We start from the raw sequence: 14,660 nt of genomic DNA on the forward strand, positions 1-14,660 counted from the left end.
ACCGCACGGAGACCGCCCATGAGCCTGCACGGCGCCTATGACCCGAACAACATCTTCGCCAAGATCCTACGCGACGAAATCCCCTCGGTGCGAGTGTGGGAGGACGACCACGTTCTGGCCTTCATGGACGTGTTTCCCCAGTCGGAAGGCCATGTTCTGATCATCGCCAAACAGTCCAAGGCGCGCAATCTGCTGGAGGTCGAGCCAGAGGTTCTGACCCGGATGACCGCCGCTCTGCAGCGCACAGCCAAGGCGGTGGAAAAGGCGCTGCAGCCCGAAGGTTTGGCCGTCATGCAGTTCAACGGCGATGCGGGCGGTCAGACGGTCTTCCACCTGCATTTCCACATCGTGCCGCGCTGGGCCGACCGGGAGATGAAGGGCCACGGCCATGCGCCGATGGCCGATGCCACGACCCTGCGCGCCCTGGCCGACCGGATCGCGGCCGAGTTGGACTGACGTCTCAGTTCACGCGGCGCTTTTCCAGCTTCCGGGCCAGGGTGCGGCGATGCATTCCCAGCCGGCGCGCGGCCTCGGAAATGTTGAAGTCGGTCTCGACCAGGGTCTCGTGGATTCGCTCCCACTCCAGGGTCTTGATCGAGGTCGGCCGGGCGCCCAGCGGCGTTTCGGCGTCGCCATCGGCGCGGGCGAATGCGGCCTCGATGTCGTCGGTGCCGGCGGGCTTGGCCAGATAGTGACGCGCGCCCAGCTTGATGGCTTCGACCGCCGTGGCGATGCTGGCGAACCCCGTCAGCACCACGATGTTCATGGCCGGGTCGAAGGCGTGCAGCGCCTCAACGCAGGTCAGGCCCGACGCCCCGCCCAGCTTCAGGTCCACGACCGCATAGCCCGGCCGATGCACCTTCAGCACATCGGCCATCTGATCGGGGTTGGCGGCGCTGACGACCGTATAGCCGCGCCGCTCGAACGACCGCCGCAGAGTGGCTGAAAAGGAATCGTCGTCCTCGACGATCAACAGCAGGCGGTCGTGATTGTCGGCGTCATCGGTCATGGGCGATCCTTTGGCGACAGCGCCGACAGCGGCAGGGTCAGACGCACCTCTGCGCCGCCAGCGGGCGGATTGGAAGCATCGACTTGTCCGCCCAGCGAACGGACCACATTCATCAGCAGAAACAGGCCCAGGCCCGCGCCGGCCCTCGGCTTGGTGGAATTATAGGGTTTGCCCCACGACTTCAGCACGACGGGCGCAAAGCCCGGCCCATCGTCGCGCACGGCGATGACCAGATCGTCGTCGGTTTGGGCGCTGGTGACCAGCACCCGCCTCGCCCCCGCCTCGACCGCATTGTCGAACACCACGCCCAGCACCTGTCTCAGGGCCGGATCGGCGATGATCAACGGGTCGTCGTGCAGTTCGTCGCGAATATCCACCGCCACCCCGTCACGGCTCCAACTGGCCACGACGTCGGCCAGAAAGGTGCGCACGGTCGTGCGCTGGGGCGCCAGCCCCCTCGCCTCGCCGGCCGACAACAGTATGCCGGTCACGATGGCCTTGCAGCGTTCCACCTCGGCCCGCATCGTCTCCATGTCCTGGGTCAGATCGGCGTCCTGCGTCAGGGCCGGCATCCGCTTCCAGTCGCTGAGAATGACCGACAGCGAGGCCAGAGGCGTGCCCAGTTCATGCGCCGCGCCAGAGGCCAACAGGCCCAGGCGAACGATGTGATCATGTTCGGCCGTCTGCTGGCGCATGGCGGCCATGGCGGCGTCGCGGTCGCGCAGGTTCTGGCTGATCCGGGTGACGAACAGCACCAAGAGCACCGCCATCAGCACGAAACAGATCAGGCTGCCCTGCAGATAAAGGCCCAGCAGCGACCCCTCGCGCGCCGACGGCAGGTTCAGCGGCAAGGAATGCAGGCCGAGCCCGGCGAAGCACAGGGTCGTCACCGCGATCAGGGCCCAGGCATAGACCGGCGCCAGCAGCACCGCCCCCAACACCACCTGCAACAGATACAGCGCCGCGAACGGATTGGCGGCCCCGCCGGTCAGGAACAGCAGCCAGGTCAGGGCCGCAACATCGGCCAGCAGGGCGATCATCAGGGCGCGGTCGTCGACCTCCGCCTGCCGCGCCGCTAACGGCGCGCTGACCAGATTGACCAACACCAGACCAGCCGGCGCCGCCAGCAGCCACAGGATGGGCAGCGGAATGCCCATCACATATTCGACCATCATTATGGTCGCCATCTGCCCCGCCACCGCCAGCCAACGCAGCTGGATCAGCAGCAGCATGTTGCGGCGGTTTGCCCCGCCGTGGCTCGCGACCTCGCCGCGCGGCCCGCCCAGACCGAGCAGACGCTGGAGCGAGGTTGTCACGCCTCGCCCCGATCCGCGGACCGCCGCCACTCGCGCCGGAACAGCGCCAGGCCGACCAGGGTCAGCAGCGCCATGCCGAACCAGGTCAGGGCGTAGATCAGATGGCTGTTGGGAAAGCGAATGACGGTCAGTCCGCCCAGCGGCCAACCGCCGGGATTGGGGGTGGCGTCGGCATCGACGAAATAGGGCGCCACGTCGCTCAAGCCCCGCCGCGCCGCGATGGCGCCGACGTCGCGCGACCGCCAGCGGTCGTGCTGAGGATCGTTGGCGCGAAGGAACCCGCCCTTCGGCTCGGTGATCCGGAGCAGTCCCACGACTGTCTGCGGACCGGCGTTCTGACCGTCGGCGCGCGTTTCGGGCGTCTTGCGCCCCGGCGGCGCAAAGCCGCGATTGACCAGAACCGTGAAGCCGCGCGCATCGACCAGCGGCGTCATCACCCAGAAGCCCGCCCCCGCGTCGGTCACGGCCTGAACTAGGGTCTCCTTGTCATGCAGATAACGCCCGCGCAGGACCACGCGGCGGTATTGATCGTCCTGACGGGTGACGGCGGGCCATTGATCCGGTCCCGGCGCAGGGGTCGGCGCGGCATGGACGCGCGCATCGACCTGGGCGATCAGCGCGGTCTTCCAGGCCAGGCGCTGGACCTGCCAGACGCCTAGGGCTGCGAAGCCGGCGAACAGAACCAGCAGAGCGACCGACACGGCCAGCCGCATCGGTCGTCGGGTCTTGTCTGGAGAAAGCGCGCGGATGTCGCCCCCGTCAGCCGATCATCTGCGTCATGTCGTGCGTCGCCGGCATCATGTTGGTGTTGAGGTGGTACATGACCCACAGCGAACCCGACAGGGCGATGACCACCACGATGATGGTGAAGATCAGCGCCAGCATGGTCCAGCCGCCTTCGGACTTGGAGTTCATGTGCAGGAAGTAGATCATGTGGACCACGATCTGCACCACGGCGAACGCCATGACGATCAGCGCCGTCGCCTGGGCCGGCAGGGCGCCGGTCATGACCAGGGCGAACGGAATGGCCGTCAGGATCACCGACAGCACGAAGCCGATCATATAGCTCTTGAACGAGCCGTGATTGTGGGCCTCGTGACCCAGGTGATCGGTCTCGTGCGAGTCCGGGCTGTGGTCGTTCTTGTCAGCGCTCATCGCACCATCCCCAGCAGATAGACGAAGGTGAAGACGCCGATCCAGATGACGTCCAGGAAGTGCCAGAACATCGACAGGCACATCAGCCGGCGCTTGTTGGCGGGGATCAGCCCCTTCATGCCGACCTGCACCATCAGCGTCACCAACCAGATGATGCCGAAGGTGACGTGCAGGCCGTGGGTTCCGACCAGGGTGAAGAAGGCCGACAGGAAGGCGCTGCGTTGGGGCGTGGCGCCCTCATGGATCAGATGCCCGAACTCATAGAGTTCGATGCCCAGGAACGCCAGGCCGAACAGGCCCGTGATGGCCAGCCAGACCAGGGTCTGGCGCGTGTTGTTCCGGTCCATCGCCAGCATGGCGAAGCCGTAGGTGATCGACGAGAACAGCAGCATGGCGGTGTTGACCGCCACCAACTCCAGATCGAACAGCTCCTTGGGCCCAGGCCCGGCGGCGTAGTTGCCGCCCAGCACGCCGAACACGGCGAACAGCATCGCAAAGATGAGGCAGTCGCTCATCAGATAGAGCCAGAAGCCCAGCATGGTGCTGGAGCCTTCCTCGTGGTGCGGCTCCTCTTCCAGGTGGAAGACGGTGGGGTCGTCCAGCTTGATCGCGGTCGCGCTCATGATCAGGCCTCCGTTCCGGCCAGGGCGCGCGTGCGCGCCTCTTCGGTCGCGCGCACCTCATCCGCAGGGATGTAGTAGTCGCGCTTGTAGTTGAAGGTATGGCCGATCGAGACCGCCAGCACGCCGACGAAGCACAGGGCCGCCAGCCACCAGATGTACCAGACCAAGGCCAGGCCCATCACCAGGCAAAGGCCCGAGATGATGATCCCCGCCCCCGTGTTCGACGGCATGTGGATCGCCTTGTAGCCGGTCAGCGGACGCTGATAGCCCTTGTTCTTCATGTCCCACCAGGCGTCGGCGTCATGGACGACCGGCGTGGAGGCGAAGTTGTAGTCCGGCGGCGGCGACGACGTAGCCCACTCCAGGGTGCGGCCGCCCCACGGATCGCCCGTCGTGTCGCGCAGCTTGTCGCGGTTGATGATCGACACGGCGAACTGGATGAACATGGCCGCGATGCCCAGAGCGATCACGCCCGCGCCGATGGCGGCGATCACGAACCAGATCTGCAGCGACGGATCGTCGAACGCCCGCATCCGGCGCGTCACGCCCATCAGGCCCAGGACGTACAGCGGCAGGAAGGCCAGCCAGAAGCCCGGCACCCAGCACCAGAAGCTGACCAGGCCCCACTTCTTGTCCAGCTTGAAGCCGAAGGCCTTGGGCCACCAGAAGTTGATCGCCGCGAACAGGCCGAACAGCACGCCGCCGATAATGACGTTGTGGAAGTGGGCCACCAGGAACAGCGAGTTGTGCAGCACGAAGTCGGCCGGCGGCACCGCCAGCAGCACGCCCGTCATCCCGCCGATCACGAAAGTCAGCATGAAGGCGATCAGCCACATCATCGGCAGTTCGAACCGGATGCGCCCACGATACATCGTGAACAGCCAGTTGAAGATCTTGGCTCCCGTTGGGATCGAGATGATCATCGTCGTGATGCCGAAGAAGCTGTTCACCGAGGCGCCCGACCCCATGGTGAAGAAGTGGTGCAGCCACACCAGGTACGACAGCACGGTGATGACGACCGTGGCGTAGACCATCGAGGTATAGCCGAACAGCTTCTTGCTGGAGAAGGTCGAGGCGATCTCGGAGAAGACGCCGAACAGCGGCAGGATCAGGATGTAGACCTCGGGGTGGCCCCAGATCCAGATCAGGTTCACGTACATCATCGGGTTGCCGCCGAAGTCGTTCGTGAAGAAGTTGGTGCCGACGTAACGGTCCAGCGTCAGCAGGGCCAGGACGGCCGTCAGGACCGGGAAGGACGCCACGATCAGCACGTTGGTGCACAGCGAGGTCCAGGTGAAGACGGGCATCTTCATCATGCCCATGCCCGGCGCGCGCATCTTCACGATGGTGGCGATCAGGTTGATGCCGGACAGGGTCGTCCCCACCCCCGCGATCTGCAGCGCCCATATGTAGTAATCGACCCCAACGCCGGGGCTATAGCCAATGCCCGACAGCGGCGGATAGGCCAGCCAGCCGGTGCGCGCGAACTCGCCCACGAACAGCGAGGCCATGACGATGATCGCGCCGGCCGTGGTCATCCAGAAGCTGAAGTTGTTCAGGAAGGGGAAGGACACGTCGCGCGCGCCGATCTGCAGCGGCACCACATAGTTCATGATGCCCGTCACCAGCGGCATGGCCACGAAGAAGATCATGATCACGCCGTGGGCGGTGAAGATCTGGTCGTAGTGGTGGGCGTTCAGATAGCCCTCGGACCCGCCAAAGGCCATGGCCTGCTGGATTCGCATCATGATGGCGTCTGCGAAGCCACGCACGAACATGATCAGCCCCAGGATCATGTACATGATCCCGATCTTCTTGTGATCGACCGTGGTGAACCACTCTTTCCAGAGATAGCCCCACAGTTTGAAATAGGTCAGCGCGCCCAGCAGGGCGACGCCGCCCAGGGCCACGACGATCATGGTCACGACCAGGATCGGCTCGTGCAGGGGCAGAGCCTCAAGCGTCAGGCGCCCGAAGATCAGCGGAAGGATTTGGTCAGCGTTCATCGAACTCGATCGCTCAGGCGTTGGGTGCGGAGCGGACGCCGGTCGGCGCCGCAGCGAAGGCGCCGGGCGCCACGGGGGTCAGGGCGGCCAGGGAGGCGCGCTTGGGCGACAGCCCCTGCCCGGTAAGCCGATCCAGGCTGGAAGGCGCGACGACCGTGTCCAGCGCGGCGCGGCGAACGCGGTCGGCGGCGGCCGCCTCGGCCTGCAGCGGCGTGCAGATGGTCATGACGTAGCTGTCGTTGGAGCCGAAATAGGCCGGCGACTTACCGCGACCGGCGTATTTGTCATAGACCAGAGGCATGGTGTTGCGCACAGAGGCCATGGTCATGCCGCCCTGTTTGTCGATGGCCATCATCTCGCCCATGCACATCTTGCCCGGCTCGACGCACATGTTCAGGATCGCGTCCCACAGCATCCCGTCGACGCTGGCGAAGTGCATGGCCGGGACCTTCTCGCTGGGCTTTTCCAGCTCCAGATAGCGGTCTCGGTCCAGCGTTTGCGCGCCCTGACGCACGCCGGAAATCCAGCGGTCGAACCCGGCCTGGTCCAGGCCATGGAAGGCGAAGCGCATGTGCGAGAAGCCGTCGCCGGAATAGTTGGCCGAGAAGCCTTCGTATTCGCCCGCGCGGTTGATGACGGCGTGCAGCTTCGTCTCCATGCCCGGCATGGCGTAGATCTGGCCGGCCAGGGCGGGGATGTAGAAGCTGTTCATCACCGAGGACGAGGTGATGTGGAAGCGGATCGGGCGATCCACCGGCGCGGCCAATTCGTTGACCGTCGCGACGCCGTACTGCGGATAGATGAACATCCACTTCCAGTCCAAGGCTACGACATTGACCTGCAGCGGCTCGACGTTCTCGGGGACGGCCTGGCCCGGCTTGATCCGGTCGATGGGACGATAGGGGTCCAGCAGGTGGGTGCCCGCCCAGGTCAGGGCGCCCAGGCAGATGATGATCAGCAGCGGCGCGGCCCAGATCACCAACTCCAGCGATGTCGAGTGATCCCAGTCCGGCTGATACTCGGCATCCTTGTTCGACGCGCGATACTTCCAGGCGAAAAAGACGATCAGCGCCATCACCGGCAGAATGATGATCAGCATCAGCAGGGTGGAGACCATCAGCAGGTCGCCCTGCTGGGCCGCCACGTCGCCGGCGGGTTTCAGGACGACCAGGTCACAGGCCGACAGCAGGGCCACGACGGGCGCGAGCAAAAGTAGGCGCAGACGGCGCAAGGCGGATCCAATCGGAAAGCGTCGGGCAAGGGGGAGGCGCCGCGACGGTTGGCGTTCGAACTGCGCCCGATAGTCAGCTTCGATCTGGAACGACATTGGACAATCTGTCCTATCCTCTTGAGGCCGCTTTCATCGCAAAGGGCGCCCGTTCATAATGCGGCGATCCGCCGTACGCCTTTCCAAGCCTACTGTCTCACACGGAGCGACCAAGCCCATGTCCGCCTCGACGACCCCTTCGTCCGAGTCGCTGGAACGCGACGCCGCAGCCCTTCACACGGGCCACGGCAAGGTTGACGCCGGCGAGATCGCCATCGGCGTCATTATCGGCCGAACGTCGGAGTTTTTCGACTTCTTTGTTTACGCCATCGCCTCGGTGGTCGTTTTCCCGCAATTGATCTTCCCCTACGCTGGCGCCGTGGGCGGCACGCTGCTGTCGTTCGCCATCTTCGCCCTGGCCTTCCTGTTCCGTCCGCTGGGGACGGTGCTGTTCATCGCCATCGACCAGAAGTTCGGTCGCGGCGCAAAGCTGACGACCGCCCTTCTGCTGCTGGGCACCTCTACCGTTTCGGTGGCCTTCATCCCCAGTTACGATAGCATCGGCATATGGGCGCCGATCCTTCTGGCCTTGACCCGCATCGGCCAGGGCGTGGCGCTGGGCGGCACCTGGGATGGTCTGGCCTCGCTGCTGGCCTTGAATGCGCCGGAGAAGAAGCGCGGCTGGTACGCCATGATTCCGCAACTGGGCGCGCCCATCGGCCTGCTGGTCGCCTCGGCCCTGTTCGCCTTCTTCCTGAACACCCTGTCGGCGCCCGACTTCTTGGACTGGGGCTGGCGCTATCCGTTCTTCGTGGCCTTCGCCATCAATGTGGTGGCCCTGTTCGCCCGTCTTCGCATCGTTGTGACGCCCGCCTTCCAGAACCTGTTCGAGACGCGCGAACTGCAGCCGACGCCCGTCGGCCAAGCCATCCGCGCCGAAGGGCCCAAGATCGCCATCGGCGCCTTCGCCCCCCTGGCCAGCTTCGCCATGTTCCACATGGTCACCGTCTTCCCGCTGTCCTGGGTGTTCCTTTTCACCAATGAGACCCCCGTCCGCTTCCTGCTGATCGAGATGGTCGGCGCCGTGTTCGGCCTGATGGCCATCCTGGCGTCGGGGGTTCTGGCCGACCGTTACGGCCGCCGCACCCTGCTGGCCATCACCGCCGCCGGCATCGCCGCCTTCTCGGGCTTTGCGCCGCAACTGCTGGATGGCGGCGCCGTCGGTGAACTGGTCTTCATGATCTCGGGCTTCATCCTGCTGGGCCTGTCCTTCGGCCAGGCCTCGGGTCCGGTGGCGTCCAGCTTCAGCCTGACCAACCGTTACACCTCCTCGGCCTTGACGTCGGACCTGGCTTGGCTGTTCGGCGCCGGTTTCGCCCCGCTGGCGGCCCTGTGGATCTCCAGTCAGTTCGGCCTGATCGCGGCCGGCGCCTATCTGCTGTCTGGCGCGATCTGCACCCTTATCGCCCTGTGGCTGAACCGCGAGCTGGCGCGCAGCTCTTCGGACAAGACCCGCGCCAAGCCGGTCTGATCCCGGTTCAGACGCCACGCAAAAAAGAACAGGGCCCGCAACGACTGCGGGCCCTGTTTTCGTTTCGGGGTCGTCGCCTTGGTCAGGCTTCGGTCAGATCGCCGTCCGGCGTGACGACGAAGGTCTTCAGCCGCTTCAGCTCATAGGGTTTGGCCATGATGGTGGACACGGCCCATAGCTCGCCCGTCATCCGCTCGCGCGTGACGGTCAGCAGCACATAGCCCTTGGCCGTCTGGTCGCAGAACTTGACCTCCGGGTTGGCCGCCGACAGCGCTGCGCCCAGCGGCAGACCGCCGACATGATCGCCCGGCGAAGGGCTTGAGATCGAGGAGGTTCCGAACTCGATCGCGCGACGCGCGCCGGCCCTGTCGTGCAGTTCGTTGACCCAGAAGGCGTGACTGTCGCCCGCCAGCACGACCGGCGAGACGCCCGCCGCCGCAAACGTTTCGTACAGGCGCTCACGTCCGGCCGGATAGCCGTCCCAACTGTCCAGATTGAACGGCAGGCCCAGTTTGAACAGCTGGATCGCCGCCTCGACCTGGGGCCGCACATCGGCGGGCAGGGTCGCCATCATCTGCTGCACCTGTTCGGCCGGCATCATGCGCGAGATATCCGGCCCCTTGACCCGCGCCATGATCACCTGATTGCCGATGATCTGCCACGGACGACCGGCAGCCTTGGACCGGCTCAGCGTCTCGCCGACCCAGCGCCGCTGCGCCTCGCCCAGCAGGTCGCGATCCGGCGCCTGACGCAAGGCCTCGAACGCTGCGACATCCGGCGCACCCTCGGCGGTCTTGGGAATATCGGCGAAGGTCATCTGCTGGCCGCGCGCCAGCAGCCGTGTCTCGACCATCGTCAGACTGGCCAGATCGCCGAAGTCGAAGCTGCGGTTGATCGCCTCCTTCAGCGTGCCCGCCTTGGGCTCGCGGATCGGCATCCATTCGTAATAGGCGCGAAGCGCGGCGGCCTTGCGCGTGGCGAAGTCGCCTTCGGTCGCGGGTTGATGGTTTTCCGCGCCCGTCATCCAGGTGTCGTTGGCGACCTCGTGATCGTCCCAAACGCAGATGAAGGGCGCACGGGCGTGGGCGGCCTGCAGGTCGGGATCGGTCTTGTACTGGGCGTGACGGGTCCGGTAGTCGGCCAGGGTCACGATCTCATGCGGCGGCTGGGGCGCGCGGTCCAGCGCCGCCCCGGACGTCATGCCGTAATCATCGGCCGCCGCACCGTACTCATAGATGTAGTCGCCCAGGTGAACGACCGCGTCCAGCCGCTCCAGTTTCGACAAGGCGTCATAGGCGTTGAACAGCCCGCCCGGATACAGCTGGCACGACACCACGCCCAGCGTCAGATCGGCCGTCGCCCCTTCCCGCAGGGTCCGCACCCGGCCGACCGGCGAGACGACCTCGCCCGCGACGAAGCGGTAGAAGTAGTCCTGGCCCGGCGCCAGTCCGTGCCCGTCCAGGTCATGTTTGACGGTGAAATCCCGCTCGGCCGAGGCTTTCAGACCCGATGCCCGGCGAACGACATCGCGGAAATCCGCATCGCGCGCGACCTCCAGCACCACCGCCACCTCGCCGCTCGACGCATCAGCGGGGGTGACGCGCGTCCAGAAGACGGCGGAGCGGGTGTCGGGATCGCCGCTGGCCACCCCGTGCAGAAAGGCGACCCGGCCTGTGGCGGCGGCTTGGGCCAGGGCGGGCGTCGCGGCCCCCGCCCCCATCAGGCCCAGAAGACTGCGGCGATCCAGTTTCATCGTCACGCCCTCAGAGCTTCAGCTTGAACGTCAGGCCGTACGACGCCGGCCGTCCGGCGATGAAGGTCGGCATGCCCAGGCCGTCGCCGGTGTTGCCGGCGTCCTTGATGTATTTCTCGTCGAGGATGTTGTCGCCAAAGGCCTCCACGCCCCAGTTGGCGCCGTTCGGCGTGTAGCGAACGCGCAGGTTCAGCAGGCCGTAGGCGCCCTGATATTCGTCCTGGATCAGGTCGGCGACGATCGACCCACTGGCCACGGTCTGCAGGTCCGGGCGGTCGTTGTCGTCGTCGAAGAAGATCTTGGACTGCCACGTATAGGTCGGCTGAACCTCGATCTCGCCGCCGGCCGTGGGCAGGCGCCAGGTCGCGCCGATGGAAGCGGCATGGTCGGGCGACAGGCGGAACTGATTGCCGTCATATATGCCGTTCTCGAACCGCGAATGGTTGTAGGCATAGGTGGCGAACAGGTCGAACGTGGGCGACAGGGCGAAGTTGGCCTGGCCTTCAAAGCCGTAGGACTTGGCCTCGCCGGCGTTGGTGGTCACGAAGGTCGTGCCCTGCTGCACAGTCGTCTGGAAGTTCTCGTAGTTGTAGAGGAAGACCGCCCCGTCCAGCCGTAGCCGCCCGTCCATCAGGGCTGACTTGGCGCCGACCTCGTAGCTGTCGACCGTCTCGGCGTCGACCGGGGTGAAGCGCGCAGCCCCGCCGGGCGCGGACGGCGGACCGGCGCTGATCACCTCCGGCCGGCGACCCCGCGCATAGTTGGCGTAGACGTTAGTGGCGTCGGTCAGGGCGTATCGCGCCGTGACGCGCCAGGTCACGCCGTCGTCCTTGGAGTTGAAATAGCCGAAGTCGCCGTTGTTCGTCGTCGGTTGGGAGGTAAGGCCGAACAACGGGAACAGGTTGGCCGGCAGGGCCAGATAGGCCGGATTGGCCAACGCTCCCAAGAAGGCCGGAACCTGCGCCGCCGGAATGGCGCCCGCCTGAAGCGCTAGCATACCGCCCAGGGTCGAGCGGCTCTGCACCGAACTGGCGAAGCCGGTCGTCTTGTCGTCGCGGGTATAGCGCACGCCCGCCGACATCTCGAACCGGTCGGTGAAGGCGTAGGTCACGTCGGCGAAGACGTCATAGGACGTCAGTTCCGAGCTGTTGATCGGCGTCTCGATGTGTGCGGGCTTCAGATTGGCGGCGATAGGGCCTGCGAAGGCGCCGGCGCCCAGCGGCGTCAACAGACCACCCAGCGCGGCCTGGGCGATGCCCGGATAGAGGGACAGCGGCAGGGTGCGATCTCCGACCGTCGTGGCCGAGCCGTCCAGCAAACCGGCCAGCTGGACCAGCAGCAGCCGTTCATCGAACTGCGTCGGCGCGCGCTGATAGCCCTTTTCATGGAACCAACCCGCGCCGACGAAGCCGCCGAGCCGCCCGCCATTGTCGAAGCCCAGGCGCAAGTCCTGGCTCCACTGTTCGCCATGCGTGTCCTCGGCCGCCGTCAGGATCGGCAGGGAGACGCCGTCCGCGTCGAAGGTCTCGTAGTTGGTGAACTCGCGATAGGCGGTGGTCGAGTTCAGCGTCCAGTCGGCGTTGAGATTGAAGCGCGCCAGCCCCGTCACGCCCCAGACCTCGCGGTCCAGACCCAGCGCCTTGCCGCCGTCGAAGGCCGCGCCCGGCGTCAGGGCCGCCCCTTCCCACGGCGCCTTGCCGCCCAGGATCGCGCCGGTGTTCGGATCGGCCGGAGCATAGGCGATGGATTTGAACGAGGTGCCGGAGGCATTGTCCTTCTGATAGTTGCCGATCACGTCGAACCGCGTGGCGTCGGACGGCGCCCAGGCGCCCGATAGACGCAAGCCGCGGGTCTCGATGGCGTTATAGTCCTCGCCGCCCAACAGATTGTCGACCGAGCCGTCGCGGGTCTTCAGTCGCGTGGCCAGACGCAGGCCCGCGGTCTCGCCGACCGGCAGGTTCAGGGCGCCCTCCACCATGCGATAGCCTTCGTTGCCGGCCTCGATATTGGCGTAGGCGTCGGTCACGCCGGGCCGCGCGCGGTTCTGAACCAGGTTGACGGCCCCGATCAGAGCGCCACGTCCGTACAAGGTCGATTGCGGCCCCTTGGCCACCTCGACCCGCTCCAGATCGAACAGTTCGACGTAAGAGCCGCGCGACTTGGAGATCGATACGCCATCCTGGAAAACCGACACGCGCGGCTCGGCGGTGGCCGATCCCGAGTCGGAGGTGATGCCGCGCATCACGAACCCCGGATTGTTCGGCGACTGGTTCTGCACCAGGAAGCCCGGCACGAAGGCCGACAACTGATCGAACTCCTGAATGCCCAGGTTCTCCAGGAACTGACCGGAATAGGCGGTCAGGGCGAAGGGCACGTCGATGGTCTTCTGTTCGCGCAGCTGGGCGGTGACGATCACCTCGTCCACGGTGCTGACCGGTGCGGCCTCCTGCGCCCAGGCGGCGGTTCCGCCCATCATGGCGCCCGTCAGGGTCGCGGCGGCCAGCAGGCGCGCCTTCAGCGTGGTCTTGAACATTGGATTCCCCAGATTCGGCTAAGCTGGGGCCGTGCCTACGCGCCGGCCATGTCGGCCGAACGACGCCGCCGCGTCGTCTTCGCAACGTGGCGAAGACACATCGGCGACGATTGATCCGCCTACCGACGAGGCGACGCGACGTCCGTGGAGGGATGGAAGTCCGGGTCGAAGTGGCAGCCGCCATCATAACGCGGCGCCGCCGCCTGACACAGGACCGCGACGCTGGCCGGCGTCGGCTTCGCCCCATCGTCCAGCCAACGCATCATGGCTTGGAACAGGCCGACATATTCCGGGGTCGCCAGACGGCTGTGCTGATCCTCGTCGGTGAAGGTCTGAACCAGCAGGTCGGACCGACCTGCGGCGGCGACCGTATCGCGATAAAGCGCCTCGTTCGACACAAAGGCCGTCGGGTCGTTCTTGGCGTGGATTGTCAGGGTCGGCGCCGCGATCAGACCGCTGAGATCGGCGTCATAAGCCAGGCGCGCAACGCCCATCGGATCGGCCATGAATCGCGTCACCCCGGCGTTCAGCGCCGCGTCGTCATGCGAGCCCTGATAGACTGTCCGGCTGTTGTCGAACGGGTTCAGCCCGTCCAGCCGGCGTTGCACCATGTCGCGGAACAGGAAGGTGGCCCAGGCCAGGTGCGCGACCAACTGGTCCTCGCGGATGCCGGTCACGTCCAGGATGTCGGCCAGATTGCGTTTCTGCTCGGCGGTGCGCCGGGCTTCCGGCAGGCCGACGCCCGTGCAGGTCCGGACCCGCTCGGCCAGTTGCGCGCGGGTCATGTTGCTGTCCGCCGGCAGGCCCTGCCACAGAGGATATTGCATTTCGTCCGGGCGCGGATGGTTGCGGCAGTAGAACTGATAGACGGCCCTCAGATCGGCGCGGAACCGATAGGTGCGCGTGCCCCCGCCGATCACGCCGTTGGTAAGGACCACGCCGTCCCAGACCCCCCGCCCCTCGGCGTCGCGGGCATAGAGTTCAGCCGCCTTAGCCGCGACATTTCCGCCCCAGGACTGACCGTGGAGCAGGGTGCGGCGCGGCCGGCCGAAGGCGTCCCAGAAGATCTGGCGCAGATCGTCCGTGTCCTCGGCCGCCATCCGCACGCCATAGCCGCCGCGACGATAGGTCGATCCAGCCCAGGCGAAGCCTTCCTGAACGGTCATGGAGAACCGCTCCAGATCCTCCAGCGGATCGTTCGCTTCCGGGGCACCGGTGCGCGGCCCGCCGTGAGCGTGAACGATCAGGGCGCCGTTCCAGGTCTTGGGAACGGCGATCCAGTAAAAGCCCCCCTTGGCCGCCCTGCCCGTCCAACACCGCGTTTCGGCGGGCAGGAAGTCGGGACAGGTCGCCGTCGTCGGCACGGGATCGGCGGCGACGGACGCCGCCAGCGACGACGTGGCCGGCGCGACGACTGCGGCGACCAGGGCCGCCAGGGTCCGAACAGCAAGAACCTTCATCGCGCCG

The 14,660-nt window shown here is 66.1% G+C and carries 12 protein-coding genes; 2 read left to right on the top strand and 10 right to left on the bottom strand.

Annotated features, from left to right (window positions below; all coding sequences use genetic code 11):
• Nucleotides 1-18: 18 nt before the first annotated feature.
• Nucleotides 19-456 carry an HIT family protein gene (locus ACYX4P_RS12715; RefSeq protein ID WP_248116884.1) on the top strand — a complete coding sequence of 146 codons (438 nt, stop codon included), beginning with the start codon at nucleotides 19-21 and terminating at the stop codon, nucleotides 454-456.
• 4 nt (nucleotides 457-460) lie between these two features.
• Here the strand turns inward: ACYX4P_RS12715 and ACYX4P_RS12720 are convergent, their stop codons facing one another.
• Genes ACYX4P_RS12720 through cyoA form a run of 7 tightly spaced genes read right to left on the bottom strand, consistent with a single transcriptional unit; the run spans nucleotide 461 to nucleotide 7,340 of the window.
• On the bottom strand, nucleotides 461-1,009 hold the full coding sequence (locus ACYX4P_RS12720) for a response regulator transcription factor (RefSeq protein WP_248116886.1): 549 nt from the start codon (nucleotides 1,007-1,009) through the stop codon (nucleotides 461-463).
• Nucleotides 1,006-2,325 (bottom strand): ATP-binding protein, encoded by a 1,320-nt coding sequence (locus ACYX4P_RS12725; protein ID WP_248116888.1) that lies wholly within the window; start codon nucleotides 2,323-2,325, stop codon nucleotides 1,006-1,008. Before ACYX4P_RS12725 ends, ACYX4P_RS12720 begins: the two co-directional genes overlap by 4 nt.
• Entirely contained in the window at nucleotides 2,322-3,038 is a 717-nt protein-coding gene (locus ACYX4P_RS12730) for an SURF1 family protein (RefSeq protein WP_248116890.1), read from the bottom strand. The genes ACYX4P_RS12725 and ACYX4P_RS12730 overlap by 4 nt, the downstream gene beginning before the upstream one ends.
• A 46-nt stretch (nucleotides 3,039-3,084) precedes the next feature.
• On the bottom strand, nucleotides 3,085-3,480 hold the full coding sequence (cyoD, locus tag ACYX4P_RS12735) for a cytochrome o ubiquinol oxidase subunit IV (protein WP_248116892.1): 396 nt from the start codon (nucleotides 3,478-3,480) through the stop codon (nucleotides 3,085-3,087).
• The gene (gene cyoC / locus ACYX4P_RS12740) at nucleotides 3,477-4,103 is read right to left on the bottom strand and encodes a cytochrome o ubiquinol oxidase subunit III (protein ID WP_248116894.1); all 627 of its coding nucleotides are present in this window, start codon (nucleotides 4,101-4,103) and stop codon (nucleotides 3,477-3,479) included. The genes cyoD and cyoC overlap by 4 nt, the downstream gene beginning before the upstream one ends.
• Before the next feature lie 2 nt (nucleotides 4,104-4,105).
• Complete coding sequence (gene cyoB / locus ACYX4P_RS12745; protein WP_248116896.1) at nucleotides 4,106-6,109, bottom strand: cytochrome o ubiquinol oxidase subunit I; 2,004 nt, start codon at nucleotides 6,107-6,109, stop codon at nucleotides 4,106-4,108.
• A gap of 13 nt (nucleotides 6,110-6,122) precedes the next feature.
• A complete protein-coding gene (gene cyoA, locus ACYX4P_RS12750) occupies nucleotides 6,123-7,340 on the bottom strand; it encodes a ubiquinol oxidase subunit II (RefSeq protein ID WP_248116898.1) in 1,218 nt (405 codons plus the stop codon).
• Nucleotides 7,341-7,554: 214 nt separating this feature from the next.
• Here cyoA and ACYX4P_RS12755 point away from each other — a divergent pair, with 214 nt between their 5' ends.
• On the top strand, nucleotides 7,555-8,907 hold the full coding sequence (locus tag ACYX4P_RS12755) for an MFS transporter (RefSeq protein ID WP_248116900.1): 1,353 nt from the start codon (nucleotides 7,555-7,557) through the stop codon (nucleotides 8,905-8,907).
• Between the two features lie 82 nt (nucleotides 8,908-8,989).
• On the opposite strand, the gene ACYX4P_RS12760 is transcribed toward ACYX4P_RS12755, so the two are convergent.
• The 3 genes from ACYX4P_RS12760 to ACYX4P_RS12770 all read right to left on the bottom strand — a co-directional run bounded on the left by ACYX4P_RS12760 (nucleotide 8,990) and on the right by ACYX4P_RS12770 (nucleotide 14,653).
• Nucleotides 8,990-10,660: an alkaline phosphatase D family protein gene (locus tag ACYX4P_RS12760; protein WP_476069726.1), complete on the bottom strand. Its 1,671-nt coding sequence runs from the start codon at nucleotides 10,658-10,660 to the stop codon at nucleotides 8,990-8,992.
• Between the two features lie 10 nt (nucleotides 10,661-10,670).
• Complete coding sequence (locus ACYX4P_RS12765) at nucleotides 10,671-13,193, bottom strand: TonB-dependent receptor (RefSeq protein ID WP_476069728.1); 2,523 nt, start codon at nucleotides 13,191-13,193, stop codon at nucleotides 10,671-10,673.
• Between the two features lie 119 nt (nucleotides 13,194-13,312).
• Nucleotides 13,313-14,653 (bottom strand): hypothetical protein, encoded by a 1,341-nt coding sequence (locus tag ACYX4P_RS12770; RefSeq protein WP_248116906.1) that lies wholly within the window; start codon nucleotides 14,651-14,653, stop codon nucleotides 13,313-13,315.
• Nucleotides 14,654-14,660 lie beyond the last annotated feature (7 nt).

This window comes from Brevundimonas sp. ABV4_179 (assembly GCF_056311945.1).

Bases quoted from the DNA above. Each gene is read 5' to 3' on its own strand.
- cyoD (WP_248116892.1), bottom strand. From the start codon at position 3,480: ATGAGCGCTGACAAGAACGACCACAGCCCGGACTCGCACGAGACCGAT.
- ACYX4P_RS12765 (WP_476069728.1), bottom strand. From the start codon at position 13,193: ATGTTCAAGACCACGCTGAAGGCGCGCCTGCTGGCCGCCGCGACCCTG.
- ACYX4P_RS12715 (WP_248116884.1), top strand. From the start codon at position 19: ATGAGCCTGCACGGCGCCTATGACCCGAACAACATCTTCGCCAAGATC.
- cyoB (WP_248116896.1), bottom strand. From the start codon at position 6,109: ATGAACGCTGACCAAATCCTTCCGCTGATCTTCGGGCGCCTGACGCTT.
- ACYX4P_RS12760 (WP_476069726.1), bottom strand. From the start codon at position 10,660: ATGAAACTGGATCGCCGCAGTCTTCTGGGCCTGATGGGGGCGGGGGCC.
- ACYX4P_RS12730 (WP_248116890.1), bottom strand. From the start codon at position 3,038: ATGCGGCTGGCCGTGTCGGTCGCTCTGCTGGTTCTGTTCGCCGGCTTC.
- ACYX4P_RS12720 (WP_248116886.1), bottom strand. From the start codon at position 1,009: ATGACCGATGACGCCGACAATCACGACCGCCTGCTGTTGATCGTCGAG.
- ACYX4P_RS12755 (WP_248116900.1), top strand. From the start codon at position 7,555: ATGTCCGCCTCGACGACCCCTTCGTCCGAGTCGCTGGAACGCGACGCC.
- cyoC (WP_248116894.1), bottom strand. From the start codon at position 4,103: ATGAGCGCGACCGCGATCAAGCTGGACGACCCCACCGTCTTCCACCTG.
- ACYX4P_RS12770 (WP_248116906.1), bottom strand. From the start codon at position 14,653: ATGAAGGTTCTTGCTGTTCGGACCCTGGCGGCCCTGGTCGCCGCAGTC.